We start from the raw sequence: 25774 nt of genomic DNA, 5'->3' as shown, positions 1-25774 counted from the left end.
ACTCCCCTGGTCGGTGGCAACCTGCCGAACTCGCGCTCCTCAGGCTGCCTGAATTACAACGTACCAGTTTAAGGCACGTAAAAAAGCCGGCAATTTCTGTGCCGGCTTTGCTGTCTGCGCTTCTTACACCGCCAGAATCGGTTTGACGTAAGAGATTGGCGCTTCCTGTTCGCCCTCGAAGGTCACCATTTCCCAGGCGTCTTCCTGCGCCATAAGAGTGCGCAGAGACTTGTTGTTCAATGCGTGGCCAGACTTAAAGGCCTTAAATTCACCGATCACACTGGTACCCAGCAGGTACAGATCGCCGATGGCGTCGAGAATCTTGTGTTTTACGAATTCGTCTTCATAGCGAAGGCCGCCTTCGTTCAGAATACGGTACTGGTCGATAACGATAGCGTTATCCACGCTGCCACCCTGCACCAAGCCTTTGGAACGCAGGTACTCAATTTCGTGCATGAAACCGAAGGTACGCGCACGGCTCACTTCTTTTACGAAAGAGGTGCTGGAGAAATCCACGGAGGAGCTGAGATTGCGCCCCTGGAATACCGGGTGGTCAAAGTCGATGGTGAAAGACACCTTGAAACCGTTGAACGGCAGGAAGCTGGCAACCTTGTCGCCCTCTTCTACGGTAACCGGCTTCTTGATACGCAGGAACTTCTTGGCCGCGGACTGCTCCTGGATTCCTGCGGACTGAATCAGGAACACAAACGGACCGGCACTGCCGTCCATGATCGGCACTTCCTGAGCGGAGAGTTCGACAATCGCATTGTCGATACCCAGCCCAGCCATGGCGGACAGCAGGTGCTCAACTGTGGCAATGCGCACGTCTCCTTTCACCAGAGTGGTAGAAAGCAGGGTGTCGCCTACGTTTTCAGCACGCGCTTCAATCTCAACCACCGGATCCAGATCAACCCGACGGAATACGATACCGCTGTTTACCGGCGCCGGTTTCAGGGTCAAAACAACCTTTTTACCGGTATGCAGGCCGACACCAGTGGCTCGGATAGCATTTTTGAGAGTGCGCTGTTTGATCATCTATGTCTTGGTTCCCATTCGGTGAGCTGCGCACGAACCGCAGCGAGCCGGCGATAGTAACAGAAAATATACGCCAAAACTACAAGTAACGCATTGGTCACCCTCTGCTATCACTTGATCACGTAACGAGCTTCGGGCGGAGCTTTTCGGCTCTGATCCCTGTAAGCATAGCGCAGTGCGAAGACTGTAACGCCAAACTAGCGCACAGTAAGGCCTCTAATTAACTGTAGCGCCAGTTCCTAATTGTACTGCGATATCGGCTGACCGTAGGGCAAACATTTGATCAATAAATGTTAACTCTGAAGCCAAAACCTGGCGGCCACAACGGAGTGACCCCGAATTCCACCTTGAGAGTGATAAATTCCTGACCTCGCAGGCCCCGAACACCGGGTCAACGGTGTCCGAAACCCACACCGGAGCGGGCGGGGCCCGGCCAAACCGGCCGGGCAATGACATGAGCAGATGTTTTCCGCCCCACACTCCGGTGAGAGCGGGACGGAGTCAGTCTGCCTGGCGGCGCAGGAACGCCGGGATATCCAGATATTCCATGTCCTGATCAGCCGGGTTCAGAGCCGGCATAGCGCGCTTGGGACGCTCGCTCTCGGCACGACTGCCTCGCACATCCTGAGGCTCGCGTGCGGATTCCGCCGCTGCAGCCGGACGTGTTGATTCACGCGGCTCTGGTCGACGGGTGTTATCCACAACCTTGGTTGGACGTGCAACCTGAGCACCTGCCTCTCCCAGGCCAGCAGCAACAACGGTCACGCGCATCTCATCACCCAGCTTGTCGTCTACCGCAGTGCCGATTACCACGGTGGCATCATCAGAGGCGATTTCCTGAACGATCTGGCCAACTTCAGAGTATTCACCCAGGGTAAGTTCCTGACAGCCGGCCTCTTCGCTACCGGTGATGATATTCACCAGGATACCGCGTGCTCCCTGCAGGTTTACATTGTCCAACAGCGGGCTGCGAACGGCTTTCTCCGCCGCTTCTCGGGCGCGATTTTCACCAACTGCGGCGCCAGAGCCCATCATTGCCATTCCCATCTCGGACATGACGGTGCGCACATCGGCGAAGTCCACGTTCATGATACCGGGGCGGATCATCAGGTCGGCGATACCTTGCACCGCCCCAAGCAGCACATTGTCCGCTTCTTTATAGGCAGCCTTCATGGTGATCTTATTGCCGAGCACTTCCAGCAGGCGATCGTTGGGGATGGTGATCAGGGAGTCCACCTTGTCGCGCAGCTCGAGGATTCCCTCTTCCGCAACGGTGGTGCGCTTACGCCCTTCGATCATGAATGGGCGAGTCACTACCGCAACGGTAAGAATGCCCAGGTCTTTGGCGATCTCCGCAACAATCGGTGCACCACCGGTACCGGTACCACCACCCATTCCGGCAGTGATGAAAACCATGTCCGCACCGGTCAGCACTTCGGCAATGCGCTCGCGATCTTCCAGCGCAGACTGGCGACCCACGTCCGGATTGGCGCCGGCACCAAGTCCGCGGGTAATAGTATTACCCAGCTGCAGGATGGTCTGCGCTTCCACATCTTTCAGCGCCTGCGCATCGGTGTTTGCGCAGATAAAGTCCACACCGCCAACTTCGCTGGCGATCATATGCTTGACGGCATTACCCCCACCGCCACCAACACCGATCACTTTAATGACAGGCTTGTCCTGTACGCTATCTACGAGTTCGAACATTGCTGTTCCCCTTTTTTGCTCATGTCCAAATTTAATTATCGATCCAGGTAATTATTCTCTGCTTCAGGGCGCCAACTTACAGATTGCCCCTGAACCAGTGCTTGACCTTATCCCACCACTGGTTTTCGCTGCGCTGAACCGCGGGATTACTGCCTTTGTTGTCTTCCACCTTGATCGCATACATCAGCAGACCAACACCGGTGGAATAGATCGGGTTACTGACGATATCGGTTAGCCCCGAAATTCCCTGAGGTACCGCCAGACGCACCGGCATATGGAAGATCTCCTCCGCCAGTTCAACAGCACCTTCCATTTTTGAAGAACCGCCGGTGAGCACGATGCCCGCCGCACACAGGTCCTCAAATCCGCTGCGGCGCAGTTCCGCCTGCACCAGCGTAAACAGTTCGTCGTAACGGGGTTCCACTACCTCGGCCAGCGCCTGACGGGAAAGATCCCGAGGTGCGCGATCGCCCACGCTGGGCACCTTGATGGTTTCCCCTTCCCGCGCCAGCTTGGCCAGAGCGCAGGCGTATTTAATTTTCAGTTCTTCCGCGTGCGGCGTCGGAGTGCGCAGGGCCATGGCGATATCATTGGTGACCTGGTCGCCAGCAATCGGAATCACTCCGGTGTGGCGAATGGAGCCGCCGGTAAACACCGCAATATCAGTGGTACCACCACCGATATCCACCATGCATACGCCCAGCTCTTTTTCATCGTCAGTCAGGACCGCATAACTGGACGCGAGTTGCTCGAGAATGATGTCTTCGACTTCGAGACCACAGCGGCGAATACACTTCTCAATATTTTGTGCCGCGTTTACTGCACCGCTGACCAGATGCACTTTGGCCTCCAGCCGCACACCAGACATACCAAGCGGCTCTTTAACCCCTTCCTGACTGTCGATCAGGTATTCCTGTGGCAGGGTGTGCAGGATTTTTTGATCCGCGGGAATCGCCACCGCTCGCGCGGCATCGATCACACGGTCCAGATCCTGCTGGGTTACTTCGCGGTCCTTGATCGCCACGATTCCGTGGCTATTCAAACTGCGGATATGGCTACCAGCGATACCGGCATAGACAGAATGAATCTCACAGCCGGCCATCAGCTCCGCTTCTTCAACCGCGCGCTGGATGGACTGCACCGTGGACTCGATATTGACCACCACACCCCGTTTCATACCGGTAGAGCGGTGAGAGCCGATACCGACGATATTCAGTTCGCCGTCTCCGGTTACCTCACCGACAATCGCCACGACCTTGGATGTACCGATATCCAGACCGACGATCATGCGTGGTTCAGTTGTTTGCGTCATTGAATTTTCAACCTCGCCGGTCTTAAGCGCCGACCCACATTAGATATGTCGGATCAGGGCTGGGGCCGGCTTTTTATCTGCCTGTTTTGTTGTCAGTTTTCTGTTTTGTCTTTCGCTTTCCATTCCACCGCAACTGCATTGTTATAGCGGGTATCAACGCCCACAATTTTCTGCAGATGCGGTGCCAGTACGCCGCGCGTCAGGCTGAGGAAACGGCCCACACGCTCCAGCAGCTCATCGTGTCCGAGCTGCAAGCGGATACCGCTCACCAGCTCCAGTTGCCAGCCTGCCAGGTCGTCAAACGACAGGCGACGCACTTCCATATCTTTGGTGGTCAGCAACCCAGCCAGCGCTTGGTACTGCGCCATAATTCGCTCCACCAGCTCCGCGTCGCCGGCCAATTCTGGCAGGCGCAGCCCTTTCAGGTTCTCGGGCCGCGGTAACAGTTCGCCACTGGCAATCAGCAGCTGATCCCCGCCCCAGATGGCGAGGGGTTCAGCTTCCTCCACCATCACTTCCACTCCGTTTGGCCAGCGGCGGCTTACCGCCGCATTGACGATCCACGGATGGGCCATCAATGCCCCGCGCAACTCGTCGATGTCCAGCGAGAAGAACCCCTGACGCAAATGCGGCAGCAGGATATCTTCTACCTCAGTCTCCGTCACCGCGCGAAATGGCGCTTTGACCCGAACATTTTCCAGTGCGTCTACACGGCTTAATTCCACCGCGGGAGCCTGCTGCCACAACCAGCGGGCGCTGTACCCGAGGCCCGCGGCAACCAGTAAAAGAAAACTCACGGTCAGAGCCAGCCGCAGCGGGCGCAGACCAACTTCTTCGTTGGGATCCGGCAGCGCACGGGCGCCACGGGTCGCCTGCTTACCGCGGTCTTTTTTTTGTGGGGCCTTTTTGCCCCTGGTTACTGCCTTATCTTTTGCCACGAAGATCCAGCTTCCCGCTTGTGCTCACTGCTTATTTATCCGCTGCAGAACTATCGCCGAGGCGCCACTCCGACAGCTGCTGAGCCAAGCCTCCGACATTACCGGCGCCTTGAGTCAATACAATATCCCCCGGCTCCAGCAGATCTGCCAATACCGGTGGAACCTGCTCCACTTTTTCCACAAAGATCGGGTCTATCTGGCCGCGATTACGAATACTGCGTGCAAGTGTGCGGCCATCCGCACCAGGAATCACGGCTTCACCCGCGCTATATACATCCAGAAGAACCAGTTTGTCGACCTGAGAAAGCACCTGCACAAAATCCTCGAACAGATCCCGCGTGCGGGTGTAGCGATGCGGCTGATACACCATCACCAGCCGGCGCTCTGGCCAGCCGTCGCGCACTGTCTTGATGGTTGCCGCCACTTCCCGCGGGTGGTGGCCGTAATCATCCACCAGCATCACTTTTTCTGCGCTGGTGTCATCACTGACCGGATACTCACCGTAAATCTGGAAACGGCGTCCCACACCCTGGAATCCATTCAGTCCTTCGCGGATTGCCTCGTCACTAACACCTTCTTCCGTGGCCACCGCAATCGCCGCCGTTGCGTTCAGGACATTGTGAATGCCCGGAATATTTACGCATACATCCAGCGCACTGCCATCGGGGCGGTGTACCGTAAAACAGCTCCGCAACGGCTCCTGCTTTACATCGCTGATCCGAAAATCGTTGCTTTCATCAAATCCATAGGTGGTCACTGGTCGCGCCATGCGCGGTATGACTTCCTGAACATTGGCATCGTCACCACACACGACCGCGAGACCGTAAAATGGCAGGTTGTGGATAAAATCGATGAAGATTTGCTTGACCTTCTCGAAATCCCCACCGTAGGTCTCCATGTGATCGGCATCGATATTTGTCACCACGGTGACCATCGGCTGCAGATGTAGGAAAGACGCATCACTTTCATCGGCCTCCGCAACCAGATAGCGGCTCTCTCCCAGCGCGGCGTTGGCTCCAGCGCTGTTCACCAGACCGCCGATCACAAAAGTCGGATCCTTGCCATCGGCGGCAAAAATCGACGCAATCAGGCTGGTGGTGGTGGTTTTGCCATGGGTGCCGGCCACCGCGATGCCGTAGCGGTAGCGCATCAGCTCCCCGAGCATTTCTGCGCGACGCACAACCGGAATGCGATTATACCGAGCGGCTATCAGTTCCGGGTTATCACCGTAAATGGCTGACGAGTTGACCACCACATCCACATCGCTGACGTTTTCTGCGGTGTGGCCAATCTGCACCTTGATACCCAACTTGCGCAGTCGTTCAGTGACCTTGCTCTCGCGCAGGTCAGAACCGGACACCTCGTAGCCCTGGTTCTGTAGCACCTCGGCGATACCACTCATACCCGCGCCGCCCACGCCAATAAAATGGATACGGCGGATACGGCGCATTGCGGGCACGTGGTAATGGCTCTCGCCTTTTTCGCTCATGTTTTTACCAATACTTTGTCTGTTCTTACTTTCGCGAGACATATCAACACCCCATCTCTTCGCGACATGCGGCCAACACCCGGTCGGTCGCATCGGGCTTGGCCACGCGGCGCGCCGCCTCGGCCATAGCCAGTAATTTTTCCGGGTCGGCAAACAGCGACGCCAGTAACCGGGCCAACTCGTCTGCATCCAGGGCATCTTGCTGGATGACCCGCGCTGCCCCCGCCCGCTCTAACCATTCACCGTTTTTGGTCTGGTGATCATCGATGGCGAACGGAAACGGCACCATGATTGCGCCCAGTCCCGCGGCGGCAATTTCCGAAACGGTAAGCGCGCCGGAGCGACAAATCACCAGGTCGGCCTGCCCGTAGGCCTCTGCCATATCCGCAATAAATGGCACAACCTCAGCTTCTACACCCGCGCGCTCGTAGGCTTCTTTCGCCAAATCCAGATGCCGCTGTCCGGCCTGGTGTATCACCTGAGGCCTTACTTCCGCCGGCATTTTTGCCAGGGCTTCGGGCACCAGCTCATTGATTGCCACGGCCCCGAGACTGCCGCCAAGCACCAGCAAACGCTGCGGGGTGTTTTTCCCCACGCGCTCCGACGGCGCCGGCAGTTCAGCGATTTCCGTGCGCACCGGATTACCCACCTGCTGGGCCCTCGGCAAACCACTGGGGAAAGCCTCCAGCACCCGGCTGGCAATTTTTGCCAGTAAACGGTTAGTGGTACCCGCCACTGCATTCTGTTCATGAATAATCAGCGGAACACCGGCAAGTCGCGCCGCGACACCACCCGGTCCCGTGGCAAAGCCGCCAAACCCGAGCACCGCATCCGGTTTCACCTGCTTCACCACTGCACGCGCCTGCCAGATCGCCTTGCTGATTTGTAGCGGTGCTTTAAGCAGCGCCGCTTTGCCCTTGCCTCGAACACCTTCCACTGTGATGAAGTGCAGCGGAATTTCCGCTGCGGGAATAAGCTGTGCCTCGATACCGCGCATGGTGCCGAGCCATTCCACTGAGCCGCCCTGAGCCTGCAGGGCACGTGCCACCGCCAGCGCCGGAAACACGTGTCCACCAGTGCCGCCGGCCATCACCAGAAACTTTTTACCGGCAAATGGTGCGCTTGCCATGTCTTTCATTACGCAGCCTCCCCCGTTTTCCGGTCGCCCAGTTGCAGCGGATTGAAAATAGGCAGCTGACGAATCTTCGCAATACTCCCCTCTTCGGTCTGTTCTTCACTGTTCAATTCTTTCTGCGCACGCCAGGCGAGTCCAAACAGGGCAAAACACACCACCAGGCTGGATCCCCCGGAGCTCACAAATGGCAACGTCAGCCCCTTGGTTGGCAGCAGCCCGGAGGCGACCCCCATATTCACGAACGCCTGACCCGCCAGCAGCACAGCGATACCAAACGTCAGGAGCGCGGCAAAAAAGGCCTGTTTCTCCAGTGCCTTGCGCACCAGGCGCAACAACGCCCAGGTGAGTGCGGCGTAGAGGCCGATAACTACCAGGCCACCCAACATGCCCCACTCCTCCGCGAGAATCGCAAACACAAAGTCTGTGTGGGCTTCCGGCAGATAAAACAGTTTCTGCACACTATTCCCCAATCCCACGCCGAACCATTCGCCGCGGCCAAATGCGATCAGCGACTGGGTCAACTGGTAACCGCCGGCAAACTGCTCGCCCCAAGGGTCAAGAAACGTGGTCAACCGCTGCAATCGGTAGGGGCTGACCAGCGCCATCAATGCAAGTCCGCATGCGGCTAGTCCCACCAGCAGAAAAGTGTGCGGCAGTCGCGCACCGGCGAGAAAAACCATCGCCAACGCAGTGCCGGAAATGACCACCACTGAGCCGAAATCCGGCTCCAGTAACAGCAGTACCGCTACAATACCCAGTACGGAAATGGGCACCATAAAGCTGCTCCAGTGCCTCAGTTTCTCGTGACGCCGAGTCAGAAAGCTGGCGAAGAAAATCAGGCAACAGAACTTGGCAATCTCCGCGGGCTGCACGGTAATCGGTCCCAACGCAATCCAGCGCATACTGCCGTTAACCGCGCGCCCTACTCCGGGAATCAACACAACCAGCAACATTCCCAGGGCGAAGATCAGCAGGGTCCAGGACAGGTTGGACCAGATAGCCAGGGAAATCCTGCTCACAATAAAGGCCCCGACCGCCCCCGCGGCCAGAAATACCATATGCCGCTTGAGGAAGTACCAGGAGTCGTTGTACATGTCCGCGGCAAAAGCGATGGACGCAGAGGCCACCATCACCACACCGATACTCGCCAGTGCCAGCACACAGAAGGGCAACACCCAGGCGAACTCGTCGTACTGATCGTTCGCTGCCGCACTCAATTTTTTCTGTTCCTTACGGCTCACGATTCCCCCCCGGCGCTTTGCGCCGCAGAAGAGACGATCAATTCACGCACCGCGCGGCGAAAATCTTCACCACGCGCCTCGAAATTGCGGTACATATCGAAGCTGGCGCAGGCTGGGGAGAGCAGTACGAAATCCCCGCTCTGCGTCATCGCCATCGCCTCGGCAACGGCGTCATCCATCGTTTTTGCCGACTGGTGCGGTACCTTATCGGCGAACGCCCGGGCGACTTTCGGGCCATCCACTCCGATGGTCACCAACCCACGCAGGGTATGTGCCGCTTCTGCCAGAGGCGTGAAGTCCGCACCTTTGCCATCGCCACCAGCAATCAAAACAATTTTCCGCTCGCCTTCGGCGAGACCATCCAGCGCCGCGCGTGTAGCGCCGACATTGGTGCCTTTGGAGTCATTTACAAAGATTACGCCAGCAATGTCCGCCACACGCTCGCAACGGTGAGCCAGGCCGGTAAAGGTACGCAGGGTTTCCAGCATCGCGTCCATCGATAAGCCCACAGCGTTACCCAGCGCCAGTGCTGCCAGCGCATTGGCTACATTGTGGCTGCCTACCATGGCCATTTCATCGGTGGGCATCAGCTTTTCCGCGCCCTGTGCCAGCCACTTCTTACCTGAGGCCGAAATAACACCAAACTGCTGCAGATCGGGACGGTCGAGACCAAAGCTCCACTCGCGGCCCTCGCGCGACAATGGACCACGGGTGAGCGGGTCAGCGCGGTTGATCACGAACTGCTGCGCGTGACGATAGACCCGCTGTTTGGCGCGATGGTAGGCGGCCATATCAGGGTAGCGGTCCATATGGTCCGCGCTCATATTGAGAATGGTCGCTACGTCCGACTGCAGAGAGTAGGTGGTCTCCAGCTGGAAACTGGAGAGCTCCAGTACAAACATTTCCGGCAGCGGCTGGTCATTGGCCAGCAGATCCAGAACCGGCACACCAATATTCCCGCCCACACGCACTTTTTTCCCTGCGGCGTCCGCCATCTGCCCTACCAGGGTGGTGACTGTGCTCTTTCCGTTGGATCCGGTAATGGCAATCACTTTTGGCTGGGGCTGGGTAGCCGCCAGCTCGCGGGCAAACAGCTCGATATCACCAATGACGGGGATATCTGCCGCGACCGCTGCGGCAATCGCCGGCTCGGCAACGCCGATCCCGGGGCTCGCAATAATTTCACTGGCCGCAAGCAAGGTCTCTTTTTTCAGCGGGCCGCACTCGACTGGCACACCAGGAAACTCTTTGCGGAAGCTTTCGAGAGCCGGAGGCGCTTCGCGACTGTCTACCACAACCGGAGAGATTCCCTGGCGCAGCAGAAAACGCACTACCGATTGTCCGGTAGCGCCCATTCCGATCACCACTTTTTTCTCTGAGGTTGCGATGAGGCTCATTGGTTTTTTATCAATTCTCGTTTTTCGAATTCACTGTTTCAGTTTGTTACTGCGTCGCGTCAGCGCAGCTTCAGGGTCGCCAGCCCGGCGAGCACGAGCACCACGGTGATAATCCAGAAACGTACAATCACCCGCGGCTCCGGCCAGCCCTTCAGTTCAAAATGATGGTGCAGCGGCGCCATACGGAAAATTCGCTTGCCCGTCAGCTTGAACGACGCCACCTGCAGAATCACCGATACCGTCTCCATTACGAAAACACCGCCCATGATGAACAACACGATTTCATGGCGGGTAATCACCGCGATGATGCCGAGCGCCGCACCGAGAGCCAGCGCACCGACATCCCCCATAAATACTTGTGCCGGGTAGGTGTTGAACCACAGGAACCCGAGACCTGCACCGCCGAGCGCGGCACAGAACACCGCCAGCTCGCCCGCCCCCGAGATGGATGGAATATGCAGGTACTCCGCGAATTCCACATGCCCCACCAGGTAGGCAATTACCCCCAGAGCGCCACCAACCATCACTGACGGCATAATGGCAAGGCCGTCAAGGCCGTCGGTTAGATTCACTGCATTACTGGAACCGACCACCACAAAGTACGTCAGCAAAATAAAGGCAACGGGCCCCAGATTGATTGCCACATCCTTGAAAAAGGGCACAAACAACTGGGTCTCCGCCGGCGAAGTCGCACTCATATACAGGTAAATTGCAGCTCCCAGACCAGCCACCGACTGCCAGAAATATTTCCAGCGGGCGATCAGGCCGCGGGAGTTCTTTTCGACCACTTTCTTGTAGTCATCTACAAAACCCACCGCGCCGAATACAAATGTCACCAGAAGCGTGACCCACACCAAGCGATTGCTGAGATCGGACCACAGCAGCGATGCGGAAAAAATTGCCGCAAGTATCAAGGTGCCCCCCATGGTGGGGGTTCCCGACTTGCTCAGGTGCGATTGCGGGCCGTCGTCGCGAACCGCCTGCCCCACTTGCAAACGGTTCAGCGCGGTGATCATACGCGGCCCTACCAAAAGCGAAATACCGAGCGCGGTCAGCGCACCCAGGATTGCCCGCACCGTCAGGTAGTCGAAGACCGAGAAGCCTTTCCAAAACTGTTGTAAATATTCAGCCAGCCATAGCAGCATGGGTAAAACCTTTTATTGATTCCCGTTGGTCAGTGCCTGCACTACCAGTTCCATACGCGCACTGCGGGAACCTTTCACCAGCACGGTGGTGTTTTCATCCAGCTCCGGCGCCAGCGCCTTGATCAGGGCCTCGCGCTCGGAGAAATTCCGTTGTTTGTGTTGATGCCCGGCGGCAAATTCGATACTCGCCGCGGCACTCAGGGTCCCGAGGGTAAACAGCTGATCGATACCGCGCTCCAGCGCCAACCGCCCCATATCTCGGTGGGACTGGTCCGCCTCCGGACCCAGTTCAGCCATATCCCCAAGCACCAGGATTTTCTTGCCATCGCGCTGGGCCAGCAGCTCGATGGCGGCGGTTACCGAGCCCGGGTTTGCGTTGTAACTGTCGTCAATTACCGAGGCTCCCGACGCGCATGTAAACGACTGCATGCGGCCACCCACGCCGGCCGCTGAGCTCAGTCCCTCGGCGATTTCAGCCAGGGAAATACCGGCGGCGAAGGCGCAGCCGGCGGCCACAAGTGCATTGTGCACATTGTGTTCACCGAGGACCTGCAGCTGCACCGGATGGGATACGCCCTCGATGACCAAATCAAACGAGGGACACCCTCGGGCATCCAGCGCCACGTTGTCCGCGTGCACCGCCCACTGGTGACCCAGGCCAATTTCCAGGGTGCGTACACCTTCAGGCATCCGGCCGCGCCAGTAATCCGCATAGTTATCGTCGGCATTGACCACCGCGATACCGCCATTCTGCAGGCTGGTATAAATCTGGCCTTTGGCGGTGGCAATGCCATCGACAGAACCAAACCCTTCCACGTGCGCGGGCCGTACGTTGTTGACCACCGTAATTTGCGGCTTGGCAATTCCGCACAGATAACCGATTTCGTTCGGCCCACTGGCTCCCATTTCAACAATCAGCACCTGGTGCTCGGGCGCGAGGGAGAACAGGGTCATGGGCACCCCGAAATGGTTGTTCAGATTTCCGCGAGTCACGCACACCTTATGGCGCTGTCCGAAAATTGCCGCCAGCATTTCCTTCACAGAGGTCTTGCCACAGGAGCCAGTAATGCCAATCACAGGCCCGTCAAACTGCTCGCGACACAGTCGGCCGATCTGCCCCAGCGCTACGGTGGTATCAGGCACCACCCACTGCGGCAAATTCGATTTCTCGATAGCTTTTTCTGTGACAACACCAAGCACCTTGCCGTCCAGCTCGCCAAGAAAGTCGTGCGCGTCAAAATTCTCCCCACGCAGGGCAACAAACAGTGCATTGGCATCCAGCTTGCGCGTGTCGGTACACACTGCAGCGAAATTGACGGAGCCGTTAACCAGCTCGCCGCCGAAGCGCTGCTGTAACTGTTCAAGCGAGAGTGGTGCGATCATCCGCGACTTCCCTCCACTGCCTGCGCTGCGCGATCCGCGAGCGCCCGCGCCGCCTGCTCCCGATCGCAGAAATGCAGTTTTTCACCGGCGATCAGCTGGTAGTCTTCGTGGCCTTTGCCGGCAATCAGAATCGTATCGCCCGCAGCGGCTGTGTTAATTGCGTAGCGAATAGCTTCGGCGCGATCGAGTTTTACCTTGCATCGCTCGCTTTCGGCGCCCCCATCAATTCCCTCGACAATATCGTCGACAATGGCCTGGGGGTCTTCACTGCGAGGGTTATCGCTAGTGACGACGGCATAATCCGCAAGCTCGGTGGCAATACGTCCCATGGGTGCGCGCTTGCCGCTGTCGCGATCACCACCACAACCGAACACGCACCACAATTTTCCGCGGCAGTAAGGGCGCGCGGCCTCCAGCGCTGCGCGCAATGCATCCGGTGTATGTGCGTAGTCCACCAGCACGTTGATATCGTCAGAGCGATTATCGCCGTCGGCCACACGCTCCATGCGCCCGGGCACAGGCTGAATATTCGGGAATTCGGCCAGAATCTGATCCAGCGGCATTCCCGCTGCGGCCACAGCGGCAACCACGGCCAGCGCATTGTGAATATTGAAATCACCAATCAACGGTGTGCGCAGTTCACCCTCACCCCAGGGGGTAATCAGGTCTACGGCAAAACCGTCATCCAGACGCTTCAGGTTACGCACTTGCAGGTCACCGGACTGCAGTCCGTAGGTGATCACTTTCAAACCACGCAGTTTGCAGCGCTCGACCATCTGCGCACCAAAGGGGTCATCAATGTTGATCACCCCGCGCTTCAGCTTCGGCAGCCCAAACAGCTTCTCTTTGGCTGCGCCGTAAGCGGCCATATTGCCGTGGTAATCCAGGTGGTCACGAGTCAGGTTGGTAAACACGGCAGTGTCAAAAACCAAACCGTGCACGCGCCCCTGTGACAATGAATGCGAGGACACCTCCATCGCCGCAGCGCGCGCACCCTGCGCATAGAAGTCCGCATAATCCGCTTGTAAGCGCACTGGGTCCGGCGTCGTCAGGCCGGTTTCCTGCAGGGAGATTGCACCGTCTTCCCACACGCCGTTGCCGATGGTGCCCATCACCGCGGCACGGCCGAAATACTTCGCCAGCAGCTGAGAGGCAAGGTAAGCACAGGTGGACTTGCCGTTGGTCCCGGTTACGCCAACCAGATACATGGACTCGGATGGGTGGCCGTAAAAACGTCCGGCGATCTCACCCACGCGGGCTGCGAGACCCGGAACCGTTACAATCTGAACCCCCCTGTGCTCTTCGCTGCCGAGTTCTTCACCATCTGCAAGCACGGCCGCCGCACCGCTGTCGATGGCGGAATCGATAAATTCGCGCCCATCCACTACGGTGCCACGCAGGGCCATAAATACGTCGCCCGCCTTTACCTTGCGGCTGTCCAGCGCCACGCCGGTAACCTGGACATCCGGAATACCGGCGTAGCCGGGCACCAAGGTCACAAGGGAAGCCTTGCGGTTCGGCTGCTCAATCTGCTGGGTCACGATGTAGTACCTCTTTCGTCCAGCTGCGTCGCCAGCTGCTGCGTTGCAGGGGCGACCTTTTCCGGCGGCACCTGCAGCAGACGCATGGCGCCGGTCATTACTTTGCCGAATACTGGCGCGGCCACTTCACCGCCGTAGTATTTGGCGTTGCTCGGGTCATCAATCACCACCACCGCGGCGAGGCGGGGATTATCCGCCGGTACGAAGCCGGCAAATACCGAGCGGTAGCGGTTGTCGGCATAACCGTCACTACCCACTTTGTGCACAGTGCCGGTCTTGCCCGCCACACGGTAGCCATCTACAGCAGCGCGTTTGCCCGTCCCCTCTGGACCGATAACCGTTTCCAGCATGGCGGTAACTTGTCGCGCCAGTGCCGACTCGACCACGCGCTCACCCTCCGGCGCAGAATTTTTTCCTTGCGCCAAAATCAGCGAAACCGGGCGTTTGAGCCCGGCGTTGGCGACCACACTGTAGGCCTGAGCCAGTTGCACCGCGTTCACTGTTAAACCGTAGCCGAAGGCAAAGTTGGCGAGCTCGATGGGATGCCAGCGATCCCGGGTGGGCAGGATGCCCGGTGCCTCCCCGGGGAACCCGCTGCCAACCGCCTCACCGAGCCCCAGGCGATAGAAAAGTGCGCGCAAAGTTTCAGGCTCCAGGTCCATCGCCACTTTGGTGATCCCCACCTGGCTCGACTTGGTGATGACTTTCGTCAGGTCGATCTCTCCGTAGTTCACCGGGTCCAGCAGGGTTTTACCCGGCAGCCGGATATAACCTGGACTGGTATTTATGCGCGTGTGTGGCTGGTAGCGCCCGGTCTCCAGCGCCGCCAGCGCCGTCAGGGGCTTAATAGTGGAGCCCGGCTCAAACTGGTCGATCAGTGCGCGATTGCGCATTGCCGCCGCCTTAACCCCTTGACGGTTATTGGGGTTAAAGGAAGGCTGGTTGGCCATGGCCAGCACTTCGCCACTCTGGGTATCCAGAATCACCATAAAGGCGGAAGCGGCGCCATTCTCTGACACCGCTTTTTTGAGTTCCCGGTACGCGAGATACTGCAAGCGCATATCGATGGTGAGCTGGAGATCCCGCCCAGGGCGCGCCTCCTGCCTGATCGCCAGGTCCTGCACCGTGCGCCCCTTAAGGTCTTTCACAACCTGACGCTTTCCGGCCTCCCCCGCGAGAGACTGCTCGTACGCCAGCTCCAGCCCCTCCTGACCAAGGTCGTCAATATTAGTAAAGCCCAGCAACTGGGCAGTGACCTCGCCGGCAGGATAAAAGCGGCGGTATTCCTTTTTGCTGTATACCCCGGCGAGATCCAGCGCCAACACATTGTTGGCCCGCTCCGGCGTCATATGCCGACGCAGGTACATAAAGCCTTTATTGCGATACTTTTCCAGCCGCTTGGCGAGGCGTGCCGGAGGTGTACCGAGCGCTGAAGCGAGAGCGCGCAATTCTTCCGCACTCGCCTCTTTCAACAGCTGGGGGTTTGCCCAAATAGTCTGCACAGGAGTACTCACCGCCAGCAGCTCACCGTTGCGGTCCAGAATAGAGCCACGGTAGGCAGCGATTTCCTCGGTACGGATGGTGCGAGCACGGCCCTGATCCTGCAAAAAGCGGTACCCTTTATCCTGCTCCGGCAGCACCTGCAAGCCAGCGAGATGCACCACCAGGGCCACAGCCAGCAGACACAGCAGGCCAGCCACTAGCGCAAAGCGCCAGCGGGCAATTCCCGGCTGTTGTTGCTGTATTTTCACTGCACCCATGATTGAAGGTTTCCCTGCGCTGACTTCGCACTCTTTATAATTCGCCGATATCGGCTTTCATTGACCGCCCAGATGACGGCTGTGTTCACGATGGCTTTGTACCCGCTTGCTGCGAGTTTCTTTATTTGCCTTTATTTGCCTTTGGCGTTCACCAGCACCCTTTGTGAGGGAGTCGGCGCCCGCATTTTCAATTCTTCCCGTGCGACCTGTTCGATCCTGCTGTAAGCCGACCAAGCGCCGCGCTCCAACAGCAGCCGCTCCTGCTCGTAACGCAGTTCGTCGCGATGACGCTGCGCCAGCCCCAGCTTTGCGGTTAGCGCGCGACTCTGCTGTGTTGTGTGCACCACCCCCAGGGAGGACACCATCACCAGCAACCAGAGCCCTGCCAGCAACCACCCGTTTCCGCTACTCCCGCGCACGCCGCTCAACCCACCGCTCTCAGGCCAGGCGCTCGGCAATGCGCATCACTGCGCTGCGGGAACGCACGTTGTCGCCAACTTCCTCAGCTTCGGCCTTTACCGCCTTACCCACGGAACGCAACGTCTTGTGAATCTGGCTATCCATCACCGGCAACCCCCGTGGCAATTGCGGCCCCTTTTCCTGCTCGCGAATAAACCGTTTTACGATCCGGTCTTCGAGAGAATGGAAGCTGATCACCACCAGCCGGCCACCGGGTTTCAACAACGCCAATGACTTCTTCAATGCTGCGTGCAGATCATCCAGCTCACCGTTGACGTGAATCCGGATCGCCTGAAATACCCGCGTCGAAGGATGCTTACCCTTTTCCCAGGCCGGATTGGCCGCCTTGACCACCTCCGCCAGATCGAGGGTGCGCTCGAACGGCTTTTCCGCCCTTCTCCGCACAATGGCGCCAGCCATGCGGCGCGCGAAGCGCTCCTCGCCATACTCCTTGAACACACGGGCCAGCTCCGCTTCAGATTCGGTATTCACCCACTCCGCTGCACTGATGCCGCGACTGGTGTCCATACGCATATCCAGCGGACCATCCTGCATAAAGCTGAAGCCGCGCTCGGCCTGATCCAGCTGCGGGGACGAAACCCCGAGGTCCAGTAAAATACCGCTGACCTGACCAGCGTCTGCCGCTGCGGCCTGATCCATGTCAGCAAATGAGCCGTGCCAGATACTGAACCGAGGCTCATTGCCAAAACGCTGCTCAGCAAACTCGATCGCCTGAGGGTCTTTGTCGACGGCCAGGAGGCGACCAGACTCGCTCAGTTGTTCAAGCACCAGAGCGCTGTGACCGCCCCGTCCGAAGGTTCCGTCTATATAGAAGCCATCAGGATCCACCACCAGGGCGTCCACAGCCTCGCGCAACAACACACTGCGATGCAGATCTTGGGACACCCATCTCTCCTGCGATTGTCAAAATTCGTTAACAGACCGGTCTGCCGCCTCACTAAAGCGACAAAGAGGCCATCTCTTCGGGCATCTCGCCGTCGCCTTCGCTGTCATCCAGCCAATGCATCCAGCGATCCTCGCTCCACAACTCCAACTTCTTACCCTGACCCACCAGCATCAGCTTCTTCTCCAGACCCGCGTACTCACGCAGGGTCGGCGGAATCAGCACCCGGCCATTGGCATCTACCTGCAGCTCACAGGCGTAACCGATCAACAGCCGCTGGGCTCGACGGGCCACCTTGTTAAAGCTCGGCAACGCCTCGATCTTAGGAAGAATCTCGCGCCACTGTGCTTCAGGATAGACGAGTAAGCAGCGCTCTTCCGTATGCGCCGTCACAACCAGCCGACCACCGCAATCTTCCAGCAGCGAGTCTCTTACCCGCGCCGGAATGGCCAGACGCCCCTTGGCGTCCATATTGATTGCGTGACTTCCCAGATGCATGGATCAGGTTCCGCGATCGTTCCTGGCTGCTTTACTTTGTGATCGGCGGAAAAGTGTGCGACTTCACTCAAATGGGCGTGATTAACCACTCACTTCCACCTCAATCCCACTAAGCCCCACAAAATTCCACTTTTCTCCACCTACGACACTATAAATCTGGCCGACATAAAGTCAAGGAAATCGACGGTATCCCATGAGAAAAAGCCCAGTATTTTCGCGGGCTGCAGGCGAAGTGTTTACATTTCAGACAGGAATGCGGGCGGACAATTATTCAACAGAGCAAGCACTTACTTTTGCAAGTTCACAAGTTACTTTAAGTTTGCTCAGGAGCCTACTGACGGGGAAGAAAAAGCGTTCTTGCGAGTGACCACTAACCGAGGGCAGCCACAAGTGTTGGAAACTGCGCCACGCGGGAACGCTTGGGAAGGAAACCGAGCGCCGGCACCCCGACTGATCCACAGGAAAATTGACGCCGGGAAGTCACTTTAGAACGTGAAGGCATATAAAGATCAGCTTTTATTATTTTTAACCACGATCAACACCCTGTAGCTTTGCGATATCGGAAAACCAGCAGGAACTCACAGCCATGGGCCTTTCAGCAGGACTGAGCACACAGACCGCGCCCTCCCGCACCTTTCACCACGGTGCCGACCTGGACGCACTCAACCAGCGCTTCAAGGACAGCAAGCCCAGCGAGATCATGAAATTCACCATCGCCGAGGCGGAAAACCCGGTGGTCTTCACCAACTTTCGCCCGCTCGCCATCGCTTTCCTGCACCTGGTCACCCGCGCCAAGCCGGATATCCCCGTCATCTGGGTGGATCACGGTTACAACACCCCGGAGACCTATCGCCATATCGAGAATGTGATCAAACTGCTGGACCTGAATCTGCACACCTTCTCCCCGAAGATGTCTGCAGCCCACTTCAACGCGGTGTATGGCGGTATTCCACCCCTGGACACCCCCGAGCACGACTTTTTCTCTCGCACGGTCAAGCTGGAGCCCTTCAACCGCGCCATGCAGGAGCTGAAGCCCGACATCTGGCTAAATGGCATTCGCCACGACCAGAACGCACATCGCCAGGGCCTGGACATTTTCACCAAGGGTAACCACGGCACCGTCCGCGTGGCGCCAATGTTCCACCTCAGGGAAATTGATGTGGAAGAGTACGTTTACGAGAACGACCTGCCGGACAACGATGCGTACTTCGATCCCACGAAAGGGGAAGAACACCGCGAGTGCGGCCTGCTACTGCAAAAGTAAGACGACCGCACCGGGCATCAAAGAATTGGACAACAGGAAGATACACGGATGTACTGCCATGGATGGCACCTACATGGGTGCTTACACGGGTACTTGCAAGAAAGAATCTGGCCCATTGCGAATACACCGCAATGGCCAGACAACAGGAATTAGGCGAGTCAGCCGATAAGCCGGGTTCTGTCGCGGACAATCATTCATCTGGGATGCCTGTCACCAGACACCTCAAGCGACCTACCCGCCCTCAGTGCGGGTCACACCTGTAGAGGGCCTATTTGGTCTTGCTCCGAACGGGGTTTACCGTGCCACGAACTGTTACCAGTCGCGCGGTGCGCTCTTACCGCACCCTTTCACCCTTACCTGTGCTTCCGAGGAAGCCATCGGCGGTCTACTCTCTGCTGCACTTTCCGTAGGCTCGCGCCCCCCAGGCGTTACCTGGCGTTCCACCCTATGGAGCCCGGACTTTCCTCCATCTCACCACCCGAAAGCGGCTCGACAGCGATTGCCTGGCTGACTCGGCGCGAAGAGTAGTGAGCACAACGTATCAATGCAAGCGAAAAGCGAACTTCGTGGCGGCGCCGCTATCGGGGCGAGCTTTCATCTCAAGCTCGTCAGCCTCAAAAACCGTATTTCTGACCCAACGACCAGTTATACAGCAGCTTTTTGTTCACACCAGTAATCTCCGCCGCTACCGCCGCCGCTCGCTTGGGCGGCAACTCTGCCAGCAATAGCTTCATCACCCTTTCTGCCTCTGCGTCCAGCTCGGAGGACTTGCGCTCGGCCGCCCCCCGCACCAGCAGGGCGATCTCGCCACGCTGCTGATTGCTGTCCGCGCGCACCCACTCCACCAGCTCCGCCAGCGGCAGTTGATGGATTGTCTCGAAGGCCTTGGTCAGTTCCCGCGCAATAACCGCCTCGCGGGTATCCCCAAATACCTGCCGCATTGTCTCCAGGGTATCAAGCACCCGATGTGGGGCCTCGTAAAACACCATGGTGCGGGTTTCCGCGGCCAGGGCCTGCAAGGCCTTTTCACGCGCCAGGGGCTTGGCTGGCAGGAAACCCTCGAAAGTAAAGCGGTCACTGGGCAGGCCAGCGGCCGACAGGGCCGCCACAAAAGCGCAGGGACCGGGAATCGGGACCACCTTGATACCGCGTTCACGAGCTTCGCGGACCAGCCGGTACCCCGGGTCGGAGATCAGCGGGGTACCGGCATCAGAGATCAGTGCCACCGTCTGACCCTGCTCTAGACGCTGCAGAATTTTTGTGGTCCGCTGGTCATCCGAGTGGTCATGGTAGGCAACCAGGGGCGTTTCGATGGAAAAGTGAGAAAAAAGTCTCTGACTGTGACGAGTGTCTTCCGCCGCCACAAGATCCGCGGATTGTAGAACTTCCACAGCTCGCGGTACCATATCCGCCAAATTGCCAATGGGCGTCGCGACGATATATAGCACCGCTGTATCCAGCCCCATAGTTCACTCCAGAATAAGTTTTGTGGGAGAAGAATATGTCCGCCCTGTACCGGCGAATCCCCTTCATGATCAATGGCCTGGCGGCCGCCACTCTGACACTGGCTCTGGCCGGCTGTCAGACGCCGAGCAACCAGCCAAATACGCAGATACCGGCCGACCCGGCCAATATTGCGTCCGCCGACCGCCAGAGCGCCATCCGCCTGCTGAATGACGCTCGCCAGCTCGCATCACCGGAAAAAGACCGGGTGCAGCTGCAGGCGGCCGCCATTCTATACACTCTGGGCGATAACGCGACGGTCCGGCAAGCGGCCAGTAGCATTGACGCCGAACAACTGACCGATACCGAGTACGCAAAGTACGCCCAGGTCTACGGCGGCGCCCTCGCCGCTGACGATGAGTTCTTTACCGCGCTGGACCTGGTAAGTGCGCCGCGTCTGGAGCAATCCTGGTTCCAGATCCCCGCCGAAACCGCTCTGCCCCTGCGCAACCTGCGCGCCGACCTGTGGAGCCTGATGGGGGATATCGATAGCGGTATCGCCGAGCGCCAGCGTATCGCCCCGCTGGCACTGGATGACCAGACAATCGCCGCAAACAACGACGGTTTGTGGCAACTGCTGACCCAACTCCCCTCCCGGGAGCTACGTGTGCGCGCAGAAGAGAGCCTCGACCCGAAAATGCGCGCCTGGTACGAGCTGGCGCTGCTTGGCCGCGACACACAGGCCGACATCAGCTCCCAGCTGACAGCGCTGAGCCGCTGGCGCCAGCAGTGGCCGAGCCACACTGCGGTTTCACATCCGCCGCAGGCGCTGCAGCTGCTTGAACAGTTGGCGACCCAGCGCGCGCAGAATGTGGCGCTGCTATTACCGCTTTCCGGCCCCCTCGGCAGCGCCGGGCGCGCCATTCGCGACGGATTTATGGCGGCCTACTACAGCGCACTGGACGCAGGCGCACCCACACCCCAGGTTCAGGTCTACGACACGGGGCTGGACCAGCCATTCGAAGAAATTTACCAGACCGCGGTGAACAACGGCGCCCAGGCAATTGTAGGCCCCCTGGACAAGGGCAAAGTCGCCAACCTGCTGGCCACCGAGAAACTGCCAGTACCCACCCTGGCACTGAACTATGCCGAAGTCAGTGGTGAGCAAGGCCGCCTAACCCCGGACCTGGTGCAGTTCGGTTTGGCAATCGAAGACGAGGCCCGCCAGGTTGCCCGCCAGGCCTACAGGCAGGGGCACCGCCAAGCGATGATTCTGGCTCCGGAGTCCAGCTGGGGACAGCGTGGCCTGGAAGCCTTTACCGAAGAGTGGAACGCCCTCGGCGGCAGCATCACCGAAAGTCGCAACTACCGCGACAACACCAATTTTTCGCAGCTGGTGAGCGACGCCCTGCTGATCTCCGAGAGTAAAAACCGCGAGCGCGAGCTGCGCAGTAAACTGGCCGCGCCTTTGAAATTTACCCCGCGCCGCCGCGGCGATGTGGACATGCTATTCGTACTGGCTCAGCCGCAGCAGGCCCGCCAGATCAAACCCATGCTGTCGTTCTTCTATGCCGGGGAGCTTCCGGTATTTTCAACCTCTCAGGTTTTTGCTGGCAATGTAGATCGCCAGCGCGACCGCGATATAAACGGTGTTCGTTTCACCGCCATGCCGTGGCTGTTTGAGGACGATAACCAGACAAAGCAGAACATCGTCAAACAGGCCGCGCCTGCGCCGGCTTTCGCGCGCCTTTACGCGCTGGGTGCGGATGCCTTCCGCCTGTACCCGCGCCTGCCAATGTTACGGCAGTTCCCGGAGCAGCAGGTATACGGACTGACGGGCGCCCTGAGCTTGACCGCGGATGGTCGCATCGTGCGCGAACAAATCTGGGCAAAAATTGACCGGGGGGCTCCAGTGCCGATTACCAAAAATGATAGCGGCGGAACCGTGTCCCCTGACGGCAGCGTGCGTATCGATTAATCTCGAGCGTATTCTTTTAACAACAAGCTTCCTACGGACTCGGGAAGTGCGGATACCGACAGTATGGACACAACAAGTATTGGCAATCAGATGGAAGCGGTTGCCGAGCGGTATCTCATAAACGCAGGACTGCGCATCGTAGAGCGAAATTTCCGCGGCCGATTCGGCGAGATTGACCTGATCGCCCGCGATGGCAGCACCCTGGTTTTTGTCGAAGTGCGCTACCGGCGCAATCGCAGTTTTGGCGGCGCCGGTGTTTCGGTAGACTTCCGCAAACAACGCAAGTTGCTGGCAACTGCCAACGGGTATTTACAATATCGAAAAGTCGATTGCCCCTGCCGCTTTGATGTCATCACTATTGAGCGGGACTGTCACCGCGAATCGCTGAATATCGACTGGATAAAAAATGCCTTCGGGCAATAGGCTCACAAAATGGAAACCACAGAATAAATGGAACAGAGAGTAGTAACCCTGTTTCACCACAGTATTGAAGCAACCATGAATGCTGGTGAACTTTTGGCCCCCCTGATTGCCGAAGCCAGCGAAATGATCGTGCATACACTGCTGGCCGAAAACAAACTATTGATCTGTGGCAATGGCCTGAGCGGTGCGCTTTCACAAAGTTTTTCCGCACAGCTGATGGGCGGAATCGAAAGGGAGCGCCCCGGCCTCCCAGCACTCGCCCTGAATGGTGACGCAATCACCACCGGCACGGTTGCACGCAATCACGGGCGCGCCGATTCTTACGCGCGCCAGATTCGGGCGCTGGGCCAGCCGGGCGATCTGCTGGTGATAATCAGTACCGACGGCAGTGACTCCAATCTGGTGCAGGCTATTCGCGCGGCCCACGACCGGGAAATGGGTGTGCTCGCCCTTACTGGCGGTGAAAGCGATAGCGACTGCTCCGCCCTGCTGGATGTGCACGATATCGAACTGCGTGTACCTTCTGTCGTGGCATCAGAGGTTCACCAGGTGCACCTGTTGACCCTTTTCTGCCTGTGCGACCTGATCGACAGCAGTCTGTTTGGCGGATACGAGGAATGACCCATGCAAATGACTACAGGTAAACCCTTTATGAAACCGGTCAAGCTGGCCATTGCGGCCTGTGCACTTTCCATTCTCGGCGGCTGCGCCACTGTGCTGGACGCTACTCACGACGGCCCCATCCAGCCCGATCCAGGTGAGCGCAGTTTCGGCACCTATATCGATGACCAGCAATTGGAAACTATCACCAAGGTCAATATCGGCAAAGCCCACCCGGACTTGAAAGCGGCCAACATTGATGTGGTCAGCTTCAATGGCGTCGTGCTTCTCACAGGCCAGGTACCCTCCAACGAGTTGCGTAATCTGGCCGGCGGCACGGCGCAACAAGTCCACTCTGTGCGCCAGGTGTATAACGAGATCCAGGTGCGCGGTACCACGTCCATGCTTGCGCGCACCAGCGATACTTGGCTGACCACCAAAGTCAAAAGCGCCCTGCTGACCGACAAGGAAATCGACAGCGGTCGCATCAAGGTGGTAACGGAAAATGGCGTGGTCTATCTGATGGGCCTGCTGACTCGGCAGGAAGCGGAAAATGCGGCGGAAAAGACCCGCACCGTAGGTGGCGTGCAGAAAGTAGTGAAAGCGGTGGAATATATCGATTGACCGTATCGACTGACACTAGACAGATTGTCGCGCACAAAAAAAACGGAGGCTAGGCCTCCGTTTTTTTGTGCGCGACATAACTGTGGCTCAGAGTGCTCGATCTAGGGGCGCTCGATGGCCACCGCAGTCGCTTCACCACCACCAATACACAGACTGGCCACGCCCTTTTTGAGGTCGCGATTTTCCAGGGCTGCAAGCAGGGTCACGATGACTCGCGCACCACTGGCACCCAGCGGGTGACCCAGTGCACAAGCACCGCCGTTGACGTTCACCTTGTCGCGCGGCAGGTCCAGCTCTTTCATCGCCGCCATGGTAACGACCGCAAAAGCTTCGTTGATTTCGTACAGGTCCACATCTGCCGCTTCCCAACCGGTCTTCTTCAGCAGGTTAGCCATTGCGGAAACCGGCGCTGTGGTGAACCACTCCGGCTCGTGTGCGAACTGACTTTGCCCTTTCAGCACCGCCAGAATCCGGATGCCACGGGCCTTGGCTTCACTTTCACGCATCAGCACCAGCGCGGCCGCACCATCGGAAATCGAGCTGGCATTAGCGGCGGTAACGGTGCCGTCCTTGCGAAACGCCGGGCGCAGCTGGGGAATTTTGTCCGGACGCGCACTGCCGGGGCCCTCATCCACAGAGACTTCCACATCGCCTTTGCGCGTGCTGATGGTCACTGGCGAAATTTCCCGCTTAAACGCATCGGATTCGATTGCGGCATTGGCGCGCGCCAGGGATTCCAGCGCAAATGCGTCCTGCTCTTCCCGGGTGAAGGAGTATTTATCTGCGGTGCACTCAGCAAAGTTACCCATCAACTGGCCGTCGTAGGCATTTTCCAGGCCGTCGGTAAACATATGGTCGAGCACTTCACCGTGACCGAGGCGCATACCCGCGCGGGATTTGGGCAGCAGGTAGGGCGCATTGCTCATGCTTTCCATCCCGCCAGCAACTACGACCTTGGCATCACCGGACAACAGCGCGTTACGGGCCATCATCACGGTCTTCATGCCGGAGCCACACACCTTGTTGACGGTGGTGGTCGGCGTACCTTCGGGGATACCGGCACCCAGGGATGCCTGGCGCGCCGGTGCCTGACCCAGCCCGGCCGGCAATACACACCCCATCAGAACTTCGTCCACGTCGCTTGCGGCAACACCGGCGTCCGCGAGTGCGCCGCGAATTGCTACCGCACCCAGTTCCGGGGCACTCAGGCCAGACAGCGCGCCCTGCATTGCTCCCATGGGAGTGCGGGAAATACCAACAATGACCACAGGGTCTGTAACTTGCTCACTCATTCTGTTTTGACTCCAGATTTAACGGCAACCGCCACAAAAAGATGACCAGCATTGCGACGAGTCGTAATTTCGCGGCTGATTATACCCCAACTATTGCGTGCGTCGGCTATCCACCTTTCGTTGTATTGTCCATGGTAGTATCAGGCGCAACCTTGGGATAAACCCTTCCGAATCAACAAGACTGACTTTTCACAACAGGAAGAAGA

Annotated in this window: 22 protein-coding genes and 1 other RNA gene; 5 read left to right on the top strand and 18 right to left on the bottom strand. The window is 58.2% G+C overall.

Going from position 1 to position 25774, the window contains the following annotated elements; translation table 11 throughout:
• Positions 1-123: 123 nt before the first annotated feature.
• The 15 genes from lpxC to mraZ form a co-directional block, all read right to left on the bottom strand.
• On the bottom strand, positions 124-1035 hold the full coding sequence (lpxC, locus tag LC059_RS02585; RefSeq protein WP_226702264.1) for a UDP-3-O-acyl-N-acetylglucosamine deacetylase: 912 nt from the start codon (positions 1033-1035) through the stop codon (positions 124-126).
• A 501-nt stretch (positions 1036-1536) separates the two neighbouring features.
• Positions 1537-2742, bottom strand: a complete 1206-nt coding sequence (ftsZ, locus tag LC059_RS02580) for a cell division protein FtsZ (RefSeq protein WP_226702263.1) — start codon at positions 2740-2742, stop codon at positions 1537-1539.
• 76 nt (positions 2743-2818) lie between these two features.
• Positions 2819-4054: a cell division protein FtsA gene (ftsA, locus tag LC059_RS02575; RefSeq protein WP_226702262.1), complete on the bottom strand. Its 1236-nt coding sequence runs from the start codon at positions 4052-4054 to the stop codon at positions 2819-2821.
• 92 nt (positions 4055-4146) lie between these two features.
• On the bottom strand, positions 4147-4992 hold the full coding sequence (locus LC059_RS02570) for a cell division protein FtsQ/DivIB (protein WP_226702261.1): 846 nt from the start codon (positions 4990-4992) through the stop codon (positions 4147-4149).
• A gap of 31 nt (positions 4993-5023) precedes the next feature.
• Complete coding sequence (gene murC, locus LC059_RS02565) at positions 5024-6481, bottom strand: UDP-N-acetylmuramate--L-alanine ligase (RefSeq protein ID WP_226702260.1); 1458 nt, start codon at positions 6479-6481, stop codon at positions 5024-5026.
• 43 nt (positions 6482-6524) lie between these two features.
• The gene (gene murG, locus LC059_RS02560) at positions 6525-7619 is read right to left on the bottom strand and encodes an undecaprenyldiphospho-muramoylpentapeptide beta-N-acetylglucosaminyltransferase (RefSeq protein WP_226702259.1); all 1095 of its coding nucleotides are present in this window, start codon (positions 7617-7619) and stop codon (positions 6525-6527) included.
• A complete protein-coding gene (gene ftsW / locus LC059_RS02555) occupies positions 7619-8857 on the bottom strand; it encodes a putative lipid II flippase FtsW (RefSeq protein ID WP_226702258.1) in 1239 nt (412 codons plus the stop codon). Before ftsW ends, murG begins: the two co-directional genes overlap by 1 nt.
• Positions 8854-10254, bottom strand: coding sequence for a UDP-N-acetylmuramoyl-L-alanine--D-glutamate ligase (murD, locus tag LC059_RS02550; RefSeq protein WP_226702257.1), 1401 nt, complete (start codon positions 10252-10254; stop codon positions 8854-8856). Before murD ends, ftsW begins: the two co-directional genes overlap by 4 nt.
• A 59-nt stretch (positions 10255-10313) precedes the next feature.
• Positions 10314-11399 carry a phospho-N-acetylmuramoyl-pentapeptide-transferase gene (mraY, locus tag LC059_RS02545; protein ID WP_226702256.1) on the bottom strand — a complete coding sequence of 362 codons (1086 nt, stop codon included), beginning with the start codon at positions 11397-11399 and terminating at the stop codon, positions 10314-10316.
• Positions 11400-11411: 12 nt separating this feature from the next.
• Positions 11412-12782: a UDP-N-acetylmuramoyl-tripeptide--D-alanyl-D-alanine ligase gene (locus tag LC059_RS02540; protein ID WP_226702255.1), complete on the bottom strand. Its 1371-nt coding sequence runs from the start codon at positions 12780-12782 to the stop codon at positions 11412-11414.
• On the bottom strand, positions 12779-14323 hold the full coding sequence (locus LC059_RS02535) for a UDP-N-acetylmuramoyl-L-alanyl-D-glutamate--2,6-diaminopimelate ligase (RefSeq protein WP_226702254.1): 1545 nt from the start codon (positions 14321-14323) through the stop codon (positions 12779-12781). The genes LC059_RS02540 and LC059_RS02535 overlap by 4 nt, the downstream gene beginning before the upstream one ends.
• Complete coding sequence (locus LC059_RS02530) at positions 14320-16083, bottom strand: peptidoglycan D,D-transpeptidase FtsI family protein (protein ID WP_226702253.1); 1764 nt, start codon at positions 16081-16083, stop codon at positions 14320-14322. Before LC059_RS02530 ends, LC059_RS02535 begins: the two co-directional genes overlap by 4 nt.
• Before the next feature lie 131 nt (positions 16084-16214).
• The gene (gene ftsL, locus LC059_RS02525) at positions 16215-16475 is read right to left on the bottom strand and encodes a cell division protein FtsL (protein ID WP_264189149.1); all 261 of its coding nucleotides are present in this window, start codon (positions 16473-16475) and stop codon (positions 16215-16217) included.
• A gap of 46 nt (positions 16476-16521) precedes the next feature.
• On the bottom strand, positions 16522-17448 hold the full coding sequence (rsmH, locus tag LC059_RS02520; protein WP_226702252.1) for a 16S rRNA (cytosine(1402)-N(4))-methyltransferase RsmH: 927 nt from the start codon (positions 17446-17448) through the stop codon (positions 16522-16524).
• Positions 17449-17500: 52 nt separating this feature from the next.
• Positions 17501-17944: a division/cell wall cluster transcriptional repressor MraZ gene (gene mraZ / locus LC059_RS02515; RefSeq protein WP_226702251.1), complete on the bottom strand. Its 444-nt coding sequence runs from the start codon at positions 17942-17944 to the stop codon at positions 17501-17503.
• A 586-nt stretch (positions 17945-18530) separates the two neighbouring features.
• Between mraZ and LC059_RS02510 the strand changes: the two genes are divergently transcribed.
• A complete protein-coding gene (locus tag LC059_RS02510; RefSeq protein WP_226702250.1) occupies positions 18531-19208 on the top strand; it encodes a phosphoadenosine phosphosulfate reductase family protein in 678 nt (225 codons plus the stop codon).
• A gap of 150 nt (positions 19209-19358) precedes the next feature.
• On the opposite strand, the gene rnpB is transcribed toward LC059_RS02510, so the two are convergent.
• Both rnpB and rsmI read right to left on the bottom strand, forming a co-directional pair.
• Positions 19359-19723, bottom strand: an RNA gene (rnpB, locus tag LC059_RS02505) — RNase P RNA component class A.
• A gap of 99 nt (positions 19724-19822) precedes the next feature.
• Entirely contained in the window at positions 19823-20674 is an 852-nt protein-coding gene (gene rsmI / locus LC059_RS02500; protein ID WP_226702249.1) for a 16S rRNA (cytidine(1402)-2'-O)-methyltransferase, read from the bottom strand.
• A gap of 35 nt (positions 20675-20709) precedes the next feature.
• Between rsmI and LC059_RS02495 the strand changes: the two genes are divergently transcribed.
• From LC059_RS02495 to LC059_RS02480, 4 genes are all read left to right on the top strand, one after another.
• Entirely contained in the window at positions 20710-22629 is a 1920-nt protein-coding gene (locus LC059_RS02495) for a penicillin-binding protein activator (RefSeq protein WP_226702248.1), read from the top strand.
• A 63-nt stretch (positions 22630-22692) separates the two neighbouring features.
• Positions 22693-23052 (top strand): YraN family protein, encoded by a 360-nt coding sequence (locus LC059_RS02490; RefSeq protein ID WP_226702247.1) that lies wholly within the window; start codon positions 22693-22695, stop codon positions 23050-23052.
• A 27-nt stretch (positions 23053-23079) separates the two neighbouring features.
• On the top strand, positions 23080-23673 hold the full coding sequence (locus LC059_RS02485; protein WP_226702246.1) for an SIS domain-containing protein: 594 nt from the start codon (positions 23080-23082) through the stop codon (positions 23671-23673).
• A gap of 3 nt (positions 23674-23676) precedes the next feature.
• Positions 23677-24276 (top strand): BON domain-containing protein, encoded by a 600-nt coding sequence (locus tag LC059_RS02480; RefSeq protein ID WP_319005064.1) that lies wholly within the window; start codon positions 23677-23679, stop codon positions 24274-24276.
• A 101-nt stretch (positions 24277-24377) separates the two neighbouring features.
• Here LC059_RS02480 and LC059_RS02475 read toward each other — a convergent pair whose 3' ends face one another.
• Entirely contained in the window at positions 24378-25568 is a 1191-nt protein-coding gene (locus tag LC059_RS02475; RefSeq protein WP_226702245.1) for an acetyl-CoA C-acyltransferase, read from the bottom strand.
• Positions 25569-25774 lie beyond the last annotated feature (206 nt).

The organism is Microbulbifer elongatus, from assembly GCF_020524885.1.
Lineage (GTDB): Bacteria > Pseudomonadota > Gammaproteobacteria > Pseudomonadales > Cellvibrionaceae > Microbulbifer > Microbulbifer elongatus_A.
This window is presented reverse-complemented; position numbering and strand designations above follow the sequence as displayed.

Excerpts from the sequence above, each read along its gene's own strand:
- LC059_RS02475 (WP_226702245.1), bottom strand. The coding sequence starts at position 25,568 with ATGAGTGAGCAAGTTACAGACCCTGTGGTCATTGTTGGTATTTCCCGC.
- rsmI (WP_226702249.1), bottom strand. The coding sequence starts at position 20,674 with ATGGGGCTGGATACAGCGGTGCTATATATCGTCGCGACGCCCATTGGC.
- ftsA (WP_226702262.1), bottom strand. The coding sequence starts at position 4,054 with ATGACGCAAACAACTGAACCACGCATGATCGTCGGTCTGGATATCGGT.
- LC059_RS02495 (WP_226702248.1), top strand. The coding sequence starts at position 20,710 with ATGTCCGCCCTGTACCGGCGAATCCCCTTCATGATCAATGGCCTGGCG.
- murG (WP_226702259.1), bottom strand. The coding sequence starts at position 7,619 with ATGAAAGACATGGCAAGCGCACCATTTGCCGGTAAAAAGTTTCTGGTG.
- lpxC (WP_226702264.1), bottom strand. The coding sequence starts at position 1,035 with ATGATCAAACAGCGCACTCTCAAAAATGCTATCCGAGCCACTGGTGTC.
- LC059_RS02510 (WP_226702250.1), top strand. The coding sequence starts at position 18,531 with ATGGGCCTTTCAGCAGGACTGAGCACACAGACCGCGCCCTCCCGCACC.
- murC (WP_226702260.1), bottom strand. The coding sequence starts at position 6,481 with ATGAGCGAAAAAGGCGAGAGCCATTACCACGTGCCCGCAATGCGCCGT.
- LC059_RS02530 (WP_226702253.1), bottom strand. The coding sequence starts at position 16,083 with ATGGGTGCAGTGAAAATACAGCAACAACAGCCGGGAATTGCCCGCTGG.
- murD (WP_226702257.1), bottom strand. The coding sequence starts at position 10,254 with ATGAGCCTCATCGCAACCTCAGAGAAAAAAGTGGTGATCGGAATGGGC.
- LC059_RS02490 (WP_226702247.1), top strand. The coding sequence starts at position 22,693 with ATGGACACAACAAGTATTGGCAATCAGATGGAAGCGGTTGCCGAGCGG.
- mraZ (WP_226702251.1), bottom strand. The coding sequence starts at position 17,944 with ATGCATCTGGGAAGTCACGCAATCAATATGGACGCCAAGGGGCGTCTG.
- LC059_RS02480 (WP_319005064.1), top strand. The coding sequence starts at position 23,677 with ATGCAAATGACTACAGGTAAACCCTTTATGAAACCGGTCAAGCTGGCC.
- ftsZ (WP_226702263.1), bottom strand. The coding sequence starts at position 2,742 with ATGTTCGAACTCGTAGATAGCGTACAGGACAAGCCTGTCATTAAAGTG.
- LC059_RS02485 (WP_226702246.1), top strand. The coding sequence starts at position 23,080 with ATGGAACAGAGAGTAGTAACCCTGTTTCACCACAGTATTGAAGCAACC.
- mraY (WP_226702256.1), bottom strand. The coding sequence starts at position 11,399 with ATGCTGCTATGGCTGGCTGAATATTTACAACAGTTTTGGAAAGGCTTC.
- LC059_RS02540 (WP_226702255.1), bottom strand. The coding sequence starts at position 12,782 with ATGATCGCACCACTCTCGCTTGAACAGTTACAGCAGCGCTTCGGCGGC.